Source organism: Paenibacillus baekrokdamisoli (genome assembly GCF_003945345.1).
Taxonomy (GTDB): Bacteria; Bacillota; Bacilli; order Paenibacillales; family Paenibacillaceae; genus Paenibacillus_Z; species Paenibacillus_Z baekrokdamisoli.
The window spans coordinates 4,855,382-4,872,265 of sequence record NZ_AP019308.1 but is presented as its reverse complement, the minus strand read 5'-3'; the positions used below and the strand labels follow the sequence as shown (position 1 = coordinate 4,872,265).

Below are 16,884 nucleotides of genomic sequence, written 5' to 3'. Positions count from 1 at the left end.
AAAAGGCGCCCAAATGGGCGCCTTTCATTTCGCTCTATAGATGATATGGGGAACCGTATCACAAATGAGGCGAATTTTTATTTTGTAATAATCTTCGTAGGTGACAAAAAATAAAACCCGCAGGCATCTAAGCTGATGATATTGTCCAAGATGCGCTTGTGAGCGCTTTTCTCCAGCTAACTAATCTCACGGACGCCAGCAGATTTGTGCTATGGTTGAGTAAATTGTGAGAACAAGAAAGAGTTATTTGATTCGAAAAAAAAGAAATGAATACATTTAACACTGTGATAACATGGAAAGACTAGGTTTATAAGAATAGAAAGGATGTACATATGAAAATAAATCAATTAATTTCGAACAATATTAACCTATTAGATGCAGCGCTACCAGTAGATAAATCGGTAGGAATTGCTGGTTTGTCTGGATCTGGGAAAACAACTTTTTGTCAAACCATAGGTGAAGAATCCAAGAAGCGTCTCGTTTCCTTATTGCCAAAGGCTGAATATCAGTATTTATTTCCCGATATTATGGAAACCAATTTCAGTGCGATCAAGATGGAAGATATGCCTTTAGTCCTTTTTCTCGGAAGATCATCGATTTCAACTAATCCTCGTTCAACCATTGGCACACATACCGGCGTTTTTAAAGAGATTCGCGAGCGTTTTGCTGAAAAATTCAATCTATCTCCCGAAGTTTTTTCCTTTAATAATGCCTTAGGCTGGTGTCCGGATTGTAAAGGGCGCAGTATGACCCAGAATGTCGAATGTCCAAAGTGTGAGGGTAGGCGCTACAATCAAGAAGTTGAGCAATATAAGATGGAATTATTTAATCAACCACATCGTATTTCCGATAGCAACAACTTAAGCATAGAATCGATTCTTTCTCTTGCAGAGGAATTAAATCTTAGTGAAGCGAAGCAGCATATCCTCCAAAATATAATCAATATGAATATTGGCTACTTAACATTAAATCGTATTATGGGTACATTATCAGGTGGAGAATTAACACGGCTTTACTTGGCAGAATTCATGGCAACTAGTGAAAACACAGTTATTATTATTGATGAAATCTCCGTTGGTCTTGATCACCAAACGCTATTGAAAATTTTAGAACAGATCAAACAATTAGGCTGCAAGAATCAAATTTGGCTGATCGATCATTCTGACACGGTGCTCGATACAACGGATGAACAATTGTTCTTTGGGCCTGGCAGTGGTAAATATGGCGGAAAAATTGTTGAAGAATCACCACGTCCCAAACCGATCAACTCTGAACAAAATCAGGCAATGCCAACAGATTACTATCAGTTTCATGATCTTTACTGCCGTAATATTCAAATGGCTGAAATTCAGATTCCCAAAAATAGACTTGTAACCTTTACGGGTGAGTCTGGGTGTGGTAAATCTACACTTGTCAATGAGTGTATGGTCAAAGATTTTCAGAAGCGTTATCCAAAAGATAAACTGGTAGTGGTTGGGCAAGATCGAAACCAATCGATTACCAGCCGGTCAACCGTTGCGACTTTTCTTGATATTAAAAAGAAGCTCACCAAATATAGCGAAGATATTATGGATGATATTTTCCAGCGTTCGATTGAAGATATTATTGATGAACTACCCAATGAGGACATCGCTCATAAACGATTGAGCTTATTGAAAAAACTTGGACTTGGTTATTTGACATTAGAAAGAAAAACACAATCCTTATCGACGGGTGAATTTCAATGTGTTCATTTAGTTTCTGAGCTGTTTGCTAACTCAAGAAACCCACATACGCTTTTTATTTTTGACGAGCCTTCAAAAGGTTTATCACAAAATATTTTAAACCAATTCATTGATAGTGTTAGGCTCATTTTGCAAGATGAATCTGTCTCTATCCTGATGATAGAACATAATGCCTATATGCTAGAAAGCTCTGATTTTATCGTTGATTTTGGCAAGAGGCAGCCTGAACCTGTTCAACATCTTGATGTTGTCAGTCATGATGATTATTATCGTCAACAAAACAAGGAAGATCATATTGTTCCCTTGCAGATCTCTTCCACACTCAAACAGCAAAAAGGGGTTCACTACTTACAAGAGAATCATATGGACTATTTTAAAAAGGCAGAAAACGTCTATAAGGGTGGTATTTTAAAAAGCTTATCACCAATCGCCCGTGTCATTTATGGTGAATACGAATCGGATACCATTGCGCCTGTCATTGCTATTGATCTTGAACGACACCTGTATAGTCAATATAGTTTTCTCTATGAAATGGGTGGACTGATCAACCGTATTGTGGCTGCTCATCCGACCAATAAAGATACAAGAAGCTTCGATTTCTATTATCAAGAAAATCATTGTCCATGTTGTTCTGGCCGTCGTGTCATTGAACAATTTGATATTAATGTTGTCATTCAAGACAAAACCGTGCCATTCTGGGATGGTTTATTACATCCAGATGTCATGGAGGTCTTGAAATATTATCAATATGCAAAATTGCAATTCCTATTTGATGAGCTAAAGAACGAACTTGGTCACGATATTAGTAAAAGCTTTAATGAAATGTCAGAAGCAGAAAAGCATACATTCTTATATGGTTATTGGGAAAAGTCATTTTATGATAAAGCAGGGAAGGCTTCGAGAACATGGGAAGGCTTTAATCTCATCCTTGGGCGTTATATGTCTATTTCGAAGTCCATTACTATTAAAGAGGGTATGAAAACCTCAAAAGAAATGATTACCTGCCCAGTTTGTCAAGGAACCGTGTTGAACCATCATAAAAAGCTAAAATTTGGTGACACGGATATTCGTGAGATTATTCAGCAACCGATAGATCAGGTCATAAAAATCGTAGGGAAGTTACCAGAACTAGAAAAACTAAAATCAATTGTTGGCGGCAATCTTGCACTTACGGAAGATGTCTCCTTGCTTCCTAGGGAAACACAAGTTGCGCTGAAAATGCTTGAACTGGAGCTTGCAAGCTTTGTGGGCTATGAAGTGGTTTTACAAAATGCCGTACCATTTTGGGACAAGATTAAAGGTAACATCGAGGCAATCAGCAGCAAAAACTTGATTACTATCTGTGATTTTGCCAATATTGCTGAAACTAGAGAAACCATTATCGATAAGTATTTCACCAATGGAAAATATAAAAAACTAACTTATGTCTATGAAGCGTTTGGTTACAATAAAATTGTTACCCAAATTAATAAGATTAAAGCAAGTCATCCATGTCCATTCTGTGATGGGAAGAAAGTAATTTCAGAAGATGGACTCCATGATGGCGTATATAAATTATCGGTGCCATGTGTTAGCTGTTATGTAAGTGGGATCAATGATGAAGGGCGCAAGGAAATCGCGGACGGCATAGATGTACAAACATGGCTAACAGGTAAAGTAAGTGATGTTGTTGCTGAAAGCTTACTTACTGAGGCGGTTGCAGATATTCCTATTTTCAATCGTATTCGTGAGTTGAATAAACGAGATATGATGGCGGTTTATCAATGTCTGAAGTGAAATACTCTAGCATAGCTTGAAATAATTGCAGATAGACGGATTATTTTGAAATCATGGATAAGCGGCAAATTGAAAGATGCTTAGAGGAGTATTTATTTGGATATGCAGCGGATAGTCCAAGAATAGGTGTTCTATTTGAAGCGCAGGGTCTTGAAGTTTGTATCCCCCTTATTTCGAAGGGGATTCGGATTCAAGGCTCTGTTTTTCGTTGAGACTTTGTTGAGCGATTGTTTATTCCCGAGCTGATAAAGAAGAAAAAGGTTGAAATCCGTCGAACGATGAAAAGGCGGGACGATGTCGAAGTCGTGTATCTTTGTTCGGATTCAGGACCGAGCTATTTATTCATAAGCCTTTAACGGCGTTACTTCTTTTAAACGGTATAATGATTGGCTTTGTAGGACAGATGTGACCTTAAGCATGAGTCCTATGGACTTCCACATTTGGTAAACCGGGAATGATTTTATTTGACAACCCAATTATTACATTTGTTGGAAATTGATCCATCTTTTATCGTGTTCTTCTTTCTATGTATCCCTTATTATAGTTTTGATCTGTTAAATTTAATTTTTTAAACTTAATAGATTGATATGTTATTTTTATGTAAGAAATTATGACGTGAGGAGATGGTTGAAAGAATGAAAGAAATGCATCTGAAAAGGAAAAAGGCTTTAAGAAAGCTTGCTGTCTCATCTTTGACGCTGACTCTGCTGTCGATGCCGTTCAGCGGCATGTACGCGGCGGCTGCGGACGCGGGATCCAGCCTGAAGCTCAGAATCATGGAAACGACGGACATCCACACGAATCTCGTGCCTTACGATTATTACAAGGATGCGGTCTCTAACACGGTCGGGTTTGCTAGAACGGCCAATCTAATCAAAGCAGCTAAAGCGGAATCGAAGAACAACTTCCTTGTGGACAACGGAGACCTCATCCAAGGGACCCCGCTTGGTACTTACAAGGCATTGGTAGCCCCAATTAAGGGCGACGAGATTCATCCGGTCTACAAGGCTATGAATCAGGTAGGCTACGATGTTGCCACCCTTGGCAACCATGAGTTCAACTACGGGCTCGATTATCTGGATCAAGCCATTAAAGGCGCGAACTTCCCTTATGTAAGTGCGAATGTATATATTGATGATAAGGACGGAAATCCAGACAACGACGTTAATCGTTTCAAGCCTTACGAGATTATTTCGAAGAAGGTTGTCGACGAATCCGGCCAGGAACAGACGCTGAAGATCGGCGTCATCGGTTTTGTTCCGCCGCAAATTACCCAATGGGACAAAACCTGGCTCGACGGCAAAGTAATCACGAAGGACATTGCCGCGACCGCCGAGAAATTCGTACCCAAGATGAAAGCGGATGGCGCGGACATCATTATCGCCCTAGCGCACACAGGCTTTAACGGCAATGCTCAAGCGAATACGAACGCTGAAGACGCGGTACTGCTGCTCAGCAAAGTGCCTGGCATCGACGCCATCACTTTCTCGCACACCCACAAGGTGTTCCCAGCCGCGGACGAGAAATCGCTCGACGCCTTGTTCAAGGATGCCTCCGGCAAAGTATACGCGAGCATCGACAATGCCAAAGGCACAATCAACGGCGTGCCTGCCGTTCAATCCGGATACGGCGGCAGCAATTTGGGAATCATCGATTTGACGTTGGAGAAGCAGGATGGAAAATGGAAGGTTGCTAATTCCCAGTCCTCCACGAAGGCCATCTACGATAGCGTTGCCAAGAAACCGCTTGTCGAAATCGATCAAGCGATCGTCGACGCTGTCAAGGTCGATCACGAAGCAACTATCAAGTACGCGAACAACCCGATCGGAACGACGACTGCTCCTATTCACAGCTACTTCGCGCTCGTTCAGGACGACCCTTCCGTCCAGATCGTGACGAACGCGCAGAAATGGTACGTCGAGAATTACATCAAGCAAAACCTCCCCCAGTACAAGGATACGCCGATCTTGTCCGTAGGTGCTCCGTTCAAGGCGGGACGTAACGGCGTAGAGGAATTCACGGAAATTAAAGCCGGCCCGCTCGCAATTAAGAGCGCAGGCGATCTCTATCTGTACGACAATACGTTGAAGGCGATCATGGTCAAAGGCTCGGTCGTGAAAGAATGGCTCGAGATGTCCGCGGGCAAATTCAATCAGATCGATCCGAACAAGACGGAAGAGCAAGCATTGCTCAATGCTTCGTTCCAAGTGTATAACTTCGACGTTATTGACGGTGTTACTTACCAAGTTGACGTTACCAAGCCGGCTAAGTATAAAATCGATGGCACGATCAACGATGCGTCCTCGAGCCGGATCATCAAATTAAACTTTAATGGCAAGCCGATCGATCCGAATCAAGACTTCATCGTCGTTACGAACAACTACCGTGCAAGCGGCGGTGGCAATTTCCCGGGCGTTAAAGGCAGTAAATACATCATCGACGCGCCGGACGAGAACCGCCAAATCTTAATGGACTACATTAGCGCTCATAAAGAAATTAACCCGAGCCTCGATAATAACTGGTCGATTGCTCCGATCTTTGGCGACGTACATGTTACGTTTACTTCTTCCCCGAAAGCGGCGGAGTACGCTAAAACAACAAGTAACATCCGTTACTTGGACAAAGTAGACGACAAGGGCTTCGGTATCTTCTCCCTCGACGTTAGCAAGACGTTTACGGACGTTCCAGCTACTCATTGGGCTTTCTCAGCCATTAATGATCTGGCTGCGAAACAAATTGTAACCGGCAAAACGGATACGACTTTTGATCCGAACACGAACGTAACGCGCGCGGAATTCGCAACACTGCTTGTAAAAGCTTTGAAATTGACCGCAAAAAATAAGGTCGCATTCAAGGATGTTCCGGCAACCGCTTGGTACGCGGATTCGGTCGCGGCTGCCAATGAGAACGGTTTGGTAAGTGGAATTGCTCCAACTTTATTCGCTCCGAATGAGAAGATTACCCGTGAGCAAATGGCGGTCATGGCCAGCAGCGCGCTGAAACTCAAAGCAGGCAATGCAATTGCGGTCGTGGATGTCAAGACATTCGCGGATGACTCCGGAATTAGCGCATGGGCGAAAAATGGCGTGAATATCACGGTGGATCGCGGAGTTATGAACGGGCGCGGCGAAGGCAAGTTCGTTCCTAAAGCTTCGTCGACGCGCGCCGAAGCGGCGAAAGTCGTTCATACACTCATCAGTGATATTTCGGTACAATTGCTCGGCATTAATGATTTCCACGGACAATTGGACTATAAGAAAGACGTGAAAGATGCAACTGGCAAAGTGGTATCCACGGTTGGCGGCGCGGATTATTTGTCTGCTTATTTGAAGCAGCGCGAAGCTGCGAATCCGAATACACTGCTCGTGCATGCGGGTGACGTGGTTGGAGCCAGCTCACCGGTATCCGCTATGCTCCAAGATGAGCCGACGATTGATTTCTTGAATCGTCTTGGATTCGATATTGGCACGCTCGGCAACCATGAGTTCGACCATGGCGCAGCCGAAGCGCTCCGCTTAATCAACGGAGGTAAGAATCCGAAGACAGGCAAGGATTTTGCGGGAGCAAACTTCCCTTACGTTGCTGCGAACGTGGTGGACGAGAGCGGTAAACCGTTGCTCGACGCCTACAAAGTACTAGAAGTCGGCGGAGTGAAAGTGGGTTTCATCGGAGTCGTAACGAACATTACGCCTTCCATCGTGAAAGCCGAAAGCATTAAAGGCCTAACTTTTACCGAACAAGCTCCGGCGGTTAACAAAGCCGTCAAGGAACTGCAAGCCAAAGGTGTTCACACCATCGTCATCCTGGCTCACGATCCATTCGAGGGCAAGAGCGACGCTCCAACTGGAGAAGTAGTCGATCTGGCGAATACTGTGGATGATGACGTTGACGTCATCTTCGCCGGCCATAACCATGGCGGCGTGAACAAAATGATTGACGGCAAGCTAGTAATTGAAGCCTTTTCCTATGGTACGGCATTCTCCGACGTCGATCTAGTTATCGATCGCGCGACACAGAACGTTGTTTCTGTGAAAGGCGAAATCGTCGACGTTAAGCATGAAGGCATTACGCCGGATGCGGAAATAACCCAAATGATCAAGTCGTACCAAGATCAGAACGCTCCGGTCATGAACGCTCCGGTTGGCAAGACTGACGCGGCCATTACGCGTACAGTGAACGCTTCCGGCGAATCGGCGCTCGGCAACCTGATTGCCGATGGCATGCGCGAAGCGATGAAATCGGACTTTGCGTTCATGAACTCTGGTGGGATCCGCAACGACCTTCCGGAAGGCAATGTCACTTACGGCAATATGTTCTCTGTACAGCCTTTCGGCAATGTGCTCGTTAAGATGACACTGACGGGCGCGCAAATGAAAGAGCTGCTGAACCAGCAATGGGGATCGACTGGTACGAAGATCGGCCAAATCTCCGGCTTTACTTACAAATACGACGACAGCAAGTCCGCCGGTGAGAAGGTCATCGAGATTAAGAAGGCAGACGGCACTGCACTAGACGACAAAGCATCCTATACGATCGTTGTGAACGACTTCATGGCGACCGGCGGAGACGGCTACACGCTGCTCTTGAAAGGCACAAACCGCGAGGCTGGCCCGGTAGACCTTGACGCGACGATCGCTTACATGAAAGCGAAATCCGAAAGCGGCACGGTATCGGCAAAAGTCGAAGGCCGTTTCACCAAAGTGAACTAATACGATACGATAAGGAATCCCCCTCTCCGGCGCGGTCTCTCACGCCGATTGAGGGGGATTTGCTATTTATTATCCATGCGTGGGTTCATTATCGGGTCTCCCCATAAATGCTTGGTGGTCTAGAGGTGGATGATCACAACGTTGAATGGATGCTGTAGCACAACTTACAGACAAAATTAATGAATTAAGTTAGAATTAGCGTAAGATTGCAGCAGCTATCAACATGGTTTAACTAGCGGGGAGAGAAGTGACGCTTGAGTACATCGGAAGTTTGGACATTTCTATTCACTTACTTAATCCCTATTCTATTTTTCATATATACGGGCACCGATGTGATCTTGCGTAATTCAAAAAAGGTCGAGCACAGGCTGCTTTTTCTAACGGCAGTCGTTTACATTTTATTATTCTTGGAAGAATACATCCGACATCAGCTTCCAATATCGCATAGTCCAGCGCTTGTCGCGTTATGGTTTTCGAATGTGGGTATTGTTATGCCAGGGCTCGGTTTTCATTTTTTAGCTAAGTTTTCTGGAATGGATAAGGTAATGCCGCGGTATCTCTATCCCATGATTTTTTATTTGCCGCTCTCGGTTATTATCGTCAATGTGCTAAGTCGTAAGGAGGTTATCTCCTCTAGTGAATTTATCCAGGATGGGGTTTGGAAGTATCCTGTCTACAACTTGCCTTATTATATTGCGCTTACCGTGAGCATTTTCATTAGCATCCTGTATTTAGTTGTGCTCTTCATAGGCAAAGCGAAAGCAAGCTCACAGGAGCATAAGGCGATCTTCCATTTGCTGATTTTCGGTGTCATTCTGTGCACGGTCTGGCATGTGGTGTTTGGGTACTTTCAGTTCAGAGGGTATCTGCCTCCTTATCCTTATATATATGGCGGCGTTATTTGGTGCTTCTTTCTGCGTCTCGCCATGATCAGGTTTGATTTTCTTAATTTTGTAACGAAGCGGTATGAGAAATTGTTTAATCTGAATCCTGCAGCTATTCTCCTCGTCGAGCCTACGGGAAAAATTAAAGAAGCTAATCCCAGCGCAAGACAGTTATTTGACCATATCGATCTGGATCAGGTACCTTTTCACAAACTGGTTAACACTGAATTACAGAATACAATACGGGACAAAAAGGAATTTAAAGATTACGAGACGTCGATTTATAACGGAAGCAATCGTGTGGAGGTTCTGATCGATGGGGATTACGTGTCGGTTGATAATGAACCCTATATGATTCTTATTGTCCGGGATGTGACGTTACAGAAGGAAAGTCAGGAAGAAATTCGATACCTGGCCTATCATGACCCGCTGACAAGGTTGCCGAATCGAAGGTATTTTTATGAGAAATTGAATGAGGCCATCCGAGAGGCTGAGGAGAACAGCCAGCGATTGACGGTTATTCTTATCGATCTTGATCTTTTTAAAGAGACGAATGATAAATATGGTCATGAAGCGGGAGATGAAGTGCTGCGGCATACAGCTCGAATCATTAAGGAAATAGCGGATCCAATTGGAATAGCGGCGAGATTGGGCGGGGACGAATTTGTTCTGTTCATCCGTCATGCTTCATCGGATACCTTCGTCGAGCAGATGATTGCGCGGCTGCAGATGAGATTTGTCGAGGAAGAATTGCTATATAGAGAGCAGCCGATTTCGGTTAAAATGAGCATGGGAGCCAGTTTCTTTCCCGATGATGGCCGAGACGGGGACACCTTAATGATGAATGCGGACAAGGCCATGTATAAAGTTAAACGATCAGGCAAAAGCAAATAATCCTTGCATGGGATTTATTATATTACGTTAACTCGGTAATTGATTAAAATAATTGTCGAGGTTTCTCGACAGCCTGACAGTTTAGAACAAAACTGTCTTTTTTGCTTTGTGTACGCAATAAATCGGAAACCTCGCATTTACCACTACAATCGTCCCTCTAAAAGCTGCTGTTTGTCTGCCGTTAACCCACCATAAGAGGTACGTGAATGGAGAGATTAGCAGATCAGGTATTTTGTCGGAGTTTGTCATTTTGCCGTCATTGGGGTGTGGTAGGATTATTTTCTGTACAAGCAGAAAATTAGGAGGCCTATCATGAAGAATAAGTTATTCAAGAAGTTAGTATCATCTCTAGTTATGGCATGTCTATTATTGTCATCGTTTGGTGTAGCTATGGCTGCAACGACATCCGTGGCATCGGACATCAAGGGACATTGGGCGGAATCTGAGATATCTGCATGGATGGATAAAGGACTTATTAAAGGGTACGAGGATGGAAGTTTTAAGCCGGAGAATCAAATTACACGAGCAGAATTCATTGCTTTGATTAATCGATCTTTTGGATTCACAGAAGAGACAGCTATTGCGTTTAGTGATGTTCCAGCAGGAAATTGGGCATACCCTGAGGTTGCAAAAGCAGTAAAGGCAGGCTATATAACAGGCTATGTAGACGGCACCATAGGTGTAAGCAAGCCCATTAGCAGGCAAGAAGTTGCGGCAATTGTAGATCGTCTTCTGGGACTTTCTAATGCAGAAAGCGCAGCGACATCCTTTACCGATTCAAGCACTATCGCGTCATGGGCTAAAGCATCCGTCGATGCAGCCGTTACTAAAGGGATTTTGAAGGGCTATACAGACAATAGCTTCAAGCCCAGCAAATCGATTACGCGTGCAGAAGCGGTAGTAACCCTAGATCGCGCGGTTGCGGCTAAAGTTACGGTTTACAACACAGCAGGAACTTACGGTCCAGCAACAGGGACGCAAACAATTAACGGCGATGTTGTTATTAATGTAGCAGGTGTAACCGTACAAAACTTAGAAATCAACGGCAAGCTGTTATTCGCAGCTGGAATTGGCAGCGGAGACGCATTTTTAAATAATGTCACTGTAAAAGGCGACACTACCATAAATGGCGGGGGCGTTAATAGTCTTCATTTTAAAAATTCGAGATTAGCTAAAGTTATTATTAAGGCTGCTAAAGGGCCTGTACGTGTGGTTGCAGAAGGTTCAACAACGGTTGGTCTAACAGAGGTATCATCACCTGCAGTTATTCAAGAAGACGGTACAACAGGTAAAGGCTTCGGCGATGTAACTTTGAATAAAGATCTACCCACTGGTTCAGATGTAACATTAAAAGGTACATTCGACAATGTCATTATTCTTGGAGACAAATCACATGTTGAGCTGCCCGATGGTACAACTATTACGAAATTCAAAACAGATGCAGATGCAACTGTAACAGGAAAAGGAATAATTGCTACAGCAGAGCTGGGTAAAGATTCAAAAACAACCTTTGAAACTAAACCGACAGCAACTACAATCGGTGGAGTGGCTGCGCCAAATCCGACTCCGACTCCAACACCAGATCCAACACCTCCTGTAGTACAGAAGGGAACTGTTGTAGGATCCGTTTATAAGTATAATTCGAAAAATGAACAAATCGTTGGCGCTAACGTAAGTGTGTACTCTGGTATTCAAGGCAGCGGCTCTTTAGTTAGTACTGTAGAATCAGGTCCCGATGGGGAGTATTCCATAAGCAACGTTCCCGCAGGGAATTTTTATTTGAAGTTTGTAAAAGAGGGATATATGGATTTAACCATTACTCCGGTTAATCATACGGTTACTGGAAATGCTACAACCGATGCTTCGAAAGCATATATGTACCATAATTTGGTTAAAGGGTATGTAAAAGATACAAGCGGTAACCCAATAAGTTCAGTAGAAGTGAAATTATACGATGATAGCGGGGACACCGATTATAATGTTTTTACAAGTACAGCAGCTGATGGGTCTTTTTATTTCTACGATGTTCCAGCAATCGATTCCTTATATGTCTATATAGAAACAGGTTTATTCCGTGGCATTGATTCAGAAATAGGTCCAGTTCAAGTGGATGGACTAACTGATATCGGACTTATTGAACTAAAAAGCGAAAACAAAAAATTAAGCGCTTTGGCTTTAAGTGGAATAACATTCAGCCCAACATTTTCTTCAGATAAAACGTATTACACTGCAAGCGTACCGTTTAGCGTGATAAGTACAACAGTATCAGCTACAACGATGAATGCGAAAGCAACCATACATTTAAATTATGAAATGGGAATAGCGAAACTCAATGAAGGGTTTAATGATGTTCAAGTATATGTAAACCCGGAAAGTGAGGCGTACTATGATATATACACGGTTCAAGTTTATAGGGAAACAGAAGCACAAGCGGCTGCAATAGGGATGATCGAAAATTATACTGGAGAAGATATAAACTTAATAAGTGTTGTCAACACAGCCACAGGGTTAAATAATAGTAGTACAGCTATTGATGAAAACTTTCAAGCATATAGGTCAGCCATTATAGCCGCGGCAAATGGTGCATTAGATACATCTCAAGAAATTGCTGCATTGGTGCAAAGGATAAATAATGAAGCACAATCGAATGCTATAGCGAAAATCGAAGCAGTTACTGATGATGAATCTGCTAAATTAATAACAATTAATGATTTAAACTTAGCCACAGGGTTAAGAACAGCTTTTGGGTATGCATTAAACGCTTATAAGCAAGCCATTGTAGCAGCAGAGAGTGGTGCACTAGATACATCGGATAAAATTGCTGCATTGATAAAAAAAGTAAACGATAGCATGGATTAACTCAACAGAGAGTAAGCGAAAATGTCTTTTAGGTGAATTTCTCCTAAAGGGCATTTTTTTGTTTGCGTCAGGAAAAAGGGCTGAAGCTTGTGCTAACCGGTGAATGGCTATACGCTACCCATAAAAATGTAAGCTATACTAACATGTTTATATGTTTTTCATCTCGTTTCTGCTAATATGAAAGTACAGAATGAAAGATTAGATCCTGCACGGGGGCTAGCATCTATGAACTACAACCTGTATTTATCAGCACTGCTGATGGCAGCCACGTGCTGCTCGCTGGTCATGTCCTATCTCTCTTGGAAAAGAAGAGAGCTTCCAATTGCTATTAGCTATGGCCTCGGTATGTTAGCGGGTTCATTTTATACATTTGGATATGCTTTTGAAATTGTAAGTAACACTTTAGAGCATATCCGCTTCTGGCTTCGAGTTGAATATATCGGCATTCCTTTCGGCACTGTACTATGGTTTGTTATGGTGCTGCAGTATACGGGCCGTCAATGGTTTGTTCGTAAAAGGAATGTTGGACTCCTGATGGTTGTTCCCCTTCTAACATTTGCAGCTCATTATACAAACGACTGGCATCATTGGTTTTACAAGAGTATGACGATCAATGAGTCAGAAGGTTTCCCGCTGGTTTCTTTGGTCAAAGGACCATTATACGAGGTTCATGTTGCCTATTCCTATACTCTTTTTGCAATAGGCATGGGTTTAATGATTCAAATGTTCCGTAAAGCGACACCTCGCATGAAAAAGCAAATAGCTCTAATGATGATTGGATCTTGGGGCCCCTACGGTTTTACGATTGTTTATTTGAGTGGTGTAATCTACATGCCCATTGATTTATCCCCATTCGGGTTTGTTTTTTCAGGCGTATTCTATATGTGGGGGATTTATCAATTCAACATGCTTAGATTAGCCCCCTTGGCGCTACAAAAGGTTTTCGAATCGATGCAGGATGCGGTCATTGTATTTGATCTGGACAATAGTCTAACCAGTTATAATCAGTCGGCCAATCGGATTATTAAAGGCTTAAATAAAAAGGTACTGGGTCAGCCAGCTGATCAACTATTCTCCCATTATCCCGTCCTGCTTGAAAGGATCATGCAAGAGCCATCCTCGGGAAGCAAGGTTCAGTTTTCAGGTCAAGCTGACGATAAATATTATAATGTCCATCTGTCAATTGTTAGTGATAACAATCAAAAGCCCGTTGGTAAAATGCTTTTGCTGAGTGATGTAACGGAAACGGTCCGCTCGGAGGAGAGAATGCTGGATCATGCAAGACAATTGAGTGAACTGAATACGTTTAAGGATAAAATGTTTAGTGTAGTTGCTCATGATATTCGCGATCCCCTTGCTGTGCTCATCAATCTGATCGAGTTGATGGAGGAGGAGATGCAGGCTTGTGGAGAGGACCATGAGGAAATCGTACACGAAATGCGGCAGCAAATTCAGAATACATTTACACTGGTAGAAAGCTTACTGGATTGGTTTCGCAGTCAAAGGGAAGGCATGATTTTTAATCCGGTTGAAAGGGATTTGGCCCACGCGGTTCAGACTGCTTTGCGTCTGCTGTTAGTTCGCAGCGAGGGTAAGCGTATCCAAATTATATCCGAAATACCAAAGGGCAATTTTGTTTATGCTGATAAAGAAATGCTTGATTTGATTATCCGAAATCTGCTTTCCAATGCCATTAAATTTACGGACTCCGGAGGGAGCATCCGATTAAGAGCAGATCGAAAAGACGATAAAATGGTTATATCTGTAAGTGATACAGGGGAAGGTATATCTTCTGATCAAGCCAATAACTTGCTACAGGAAGCTTTTCCAATCTCTTCGGTAGGAACGGCCGGAGAACGGGGCGTCGGCCTGGGACTTACTTTATGCAGGGAATTTGTTCGCTTAAATGGGGGAGACATTTGGTTTGACAGCAGCCCTACGTTAGGGAGCACCTTTTATTTCTCTATCCCTGTTCCCTCGGAAGCTTCATCCACACTATCGAGCAGCATGGAAGGGGTGGTGAGATGAAGGTTCTCATTATCGATGATGAAAAGGCGATGCATTTAATCATGAAACGGATGCTTGCCAAGGTTGCGGATGTCGAAGTTGTGGAGAGCTTTCTAGAGACGGCTCCAGCGTTTTCTTATTTGGCGAATCATGAGGTGGACTTAGTATTTGTAGATATTAGTATGCCCAGAGAAAATGGCTTAGAGTTTGCCGAACGGCTGCGGGAGAGCGGCAGACATACGAAGCTCGTGTTTATAACTTCTCACAAGGAATATGCGCTGTTTGCTTTTGATGTCTATGCCTTCGACTATATCGTGAAACCCGTTAATCAAGAAAGACTTCAGAGAACTGTCCAAAGAGCACTTACGGAAATGCATACAGAACACTTATTACAAGTGAAGCGGGAGCCTGCCTCTAGTGAAGTTGAGTTCAAATGCTTAGGTGGGATCGATATCCTAAGCACGCGGGGTGTAAGGGTCAAGTGGAAATCAAGCAAAAGTGCGGAACTCTTTGGATATCTGCTTATACACAAAGGTAGACTAGTATCTAGATCGAGATTGATTGAAGATATTTTTGGCGATATGCCTCTGAAGAATGCTGAAATTTATTTAAACACAACGGTTTATCAGCTGCGCAAGGTATTGGAAACGTATGGACTGAAGGAGAGTCTGCTTTCCGACAGCAACCATTATGCGCTAAGTCTAGACAATGTACGTGTTGACCTCCTGAGCTTCGAAGAGGGCTGTAGACAGATGTCCATAGTGGATGAGATTGATATCCAACAGGCGATGGAGCTTGAACAGCTGTACATGGGCGATTTATTTGGAGATCGCGCCTTTTCTTGGGCATGGAACGAAATCGAACGACTATCGTTGATGTATACTTCTTTTACTCAGCGATTGTGCGTCGTCTTGTTAGACAGAGGCGAGACGAATGCTGCCATCCGACTATTGATGAAGCTGCTAGTTCGCAATGAACTGGACGAAGAGTCCCATATGCTGCTTATGAAGGCTTTGGCGCTGCAGAAGAACAAAGAAGCTTTAACTCGACAATACCTGCAGTTTGCGGAGACTTTGCATAAAGAAATGCGAATTAATCCCTCTCTTGAAGTTGCTGCCTTATACGGGCAGCTGCTATCGAAGCTGGATTCGTAAAAGCTGAAAACGAAAAATCATAATCAAAATCGACATCCTCTATAAATTCGATAGCTTCTCCATTGGGACTATAGACTAAAGCATTTTTTACGACAAGAGGTGGTTCGCCAAGTGTAAGCTGATTCGGTTCAACATAAGCCTTTGCTCCATGTCCCAGCCTTCGGTTAAAGAAAGAATTTTAAAGATGGAAGATAAAAAGATCATTTCCGAGTATTGTACCGTCTTCAATTTACGGGATCTGAATCGAGGCACGACCACTTTTATTCTAATAAAGACAGAACATTGCCAAGCGTTGGTTGATTTTTGTGAAGAGGCTGAGGAAGTTACCGATTTATTTCGCATAAGTGGAGAGTTTAATTATCTCATCAAGGTACAAACGGCATCGGTAGAGGAGCTTGCAGAATTTCAAGACTCACTTGTACACATAGGTCCATCAAAGTCGCATATTTGTTTGAAAAATATACTTGAAAACAGAGTCTTACTTTGAATCAACATGAAGCCAGCCTGAAAAGGATGGCTTTTTTTCAGGTTATTGAGAGGATTCGCCTAGTTCGATAAGATAGTGGAGATTTATGATGTGAGGTTTATTGCTTAATATCTCAGAAATATGAAAAATAGCTGCGCAAATTTGCGCAGCTATTTTGCTTGAAACCAATAAAACTAACTCGTAATGTAACTATAATGTTAACTCGATACATAATTTTCTAACAGTATTTCTAGTAATAGGTAATAAAAAAAGAGTTTCAAAGAAGTGATATAAGCAAGAAATAGAAAGTAATTTAAAGATATATTAAAGTGTATCCGCTTTATTGAGACTTTGACCATTTGTGAAATTACTAGTATTCCCCTATGATCAACGTGTTAGGTTTTCTTACAT

Annotated in this window: 8 protein-coding genes and 1 pseudogene; 8 read left to right on the top strand and 1 reads right to left on the bottom strand. The window is 42.8% G+C overall.

The features are described from left to right. The first annotated feature begins 332 nt into the window (after window positions 1-332). The 7 genes from EKN16_RS21470 (at window position 333) to EKN16_RS21445 (ending at window position 16,007) form a co-directional block, all read left to right on the top strand. Window positions 333-3,500 (top strand): ATP-binding cassette domain-containing protein, encoded by a 3,168-nt coding sequence (locus tag EKN16_RS21470; RefSeq protein ID WP_125661979.1) that lies wholly within the window; start codon window positions 333-335, stop codon window positions 3,498-3,500. A 53-nt stretch (window positions 3,501-3,553) separates the two neighbouring features. Next, window positions 3,554-3,712, top strand: coding sequence for a hypothetical protein (locus EKN16_RS32405; RefSeq protein ID WP_164522925.1), 159 nt, complete (start codon window positions 3,554-3,556; stop codon window positions 3,710-3,712). A 432-nt stretch (window positions 3,713-4,144) separates the two neighbouring features. Continuing rightward, window positions 4,145-8,209 (top strand): bifunctional 2',3'-cyclic-nucleotide 2'-phosphodiesterase/3'-nucleotidase, encoded by a 4,065-nt coding sequence (locus EKN16_RS21465; RefSeq protein ID WP_170180895.1) that lies wholly within the window; start codon window positions 4,145-4,147, stop codon window positions 8,207-8,209. A 254-nt stretch (window positions 8,210-8,463) separates the two neighbouring features. Beyond that, window positions 8,464-9,987, top strand: a complete 1,524-nt coding sequence (locus tag EKN16_RS21460) for a diguanylate cyclase domain-containing protein (RefSeq protein WP_125661972.1) — start codon at window positions 8,464-8,466, stop codon at window positions 9,985-9,987. Between the two features lie 312 nt (window positions 9,988-10,299). Continuing rightward, on the top strand, window positions 10,300-12,846 hold the full coding sequence (locus EKN16_RS21455) for an S-layer homology domain-containing protein (RefSeq protein WP_125661969.1): 2,547 nt from the start codon (window positions 10,300-10,302) through the stop codon (window positions 12,844-12,846). Window positions 12,847-13,071: 225 nt separating this feature from the next. After that, window positions 13,072-14,874, top strand: coding sequence for a sensor histidine kinase (locus EKN16_RS21450; protein WP_164522924.1), 1,803 nt, complete (start codon window positions 13,072-13,074; stop codon window positions 14,872-14,874). Next, window positions 14,871-16,007: a response regulator gene (locus EKN16_RS21445; protein ID WP_125661963.1), complete on the top strand. Its 1,137-nt coding sequence runs from the start codon at window positions 14,871-14,873 to the stop codon at window positions 16,005-16,007. The genes EKN16_RS21450 and EKN16_RS21445 overlap by 4 nt, the downstream gene beginning before the upstream one ends. On the opposite strand, the pseudogene EKN16_RS33805 reads toward EKN16_RS21445, so the two are convergent. Further along, window positions 15,946-16,164, bottom strand: a pseudogene (locus tag EKN16_RS33805) (hypothetical protein); the annotation flags it as partial. The gene EKN16_RS21445 and the pseudogene EKN16_RS33805 overlap by 62 nt on opposite strands. On the opposite strand from EKN16_RS33805, the gene EKN16_RS21435 reads away from it, so the two are divergent. Beyond that, window positions 16,156-16,494 (top strand): Lrp/AsnC family transcriptional regulator, encoded by a 339-nt coding sequence (locus EKN16_RS21435; RefSeq protein ID WP_125661960.1) that lies wholly within the window; start codon window positions 16,156-16,158, stop codon window positions 16,492-16,494. The pseudogene EKN16_RS33805 and the gene EKN16_RS21435 overlap by 9 nt on opposite strands. The last annotated feature ends 390 nt before the right edge of the window (window positions 16,495-16,884 follow it).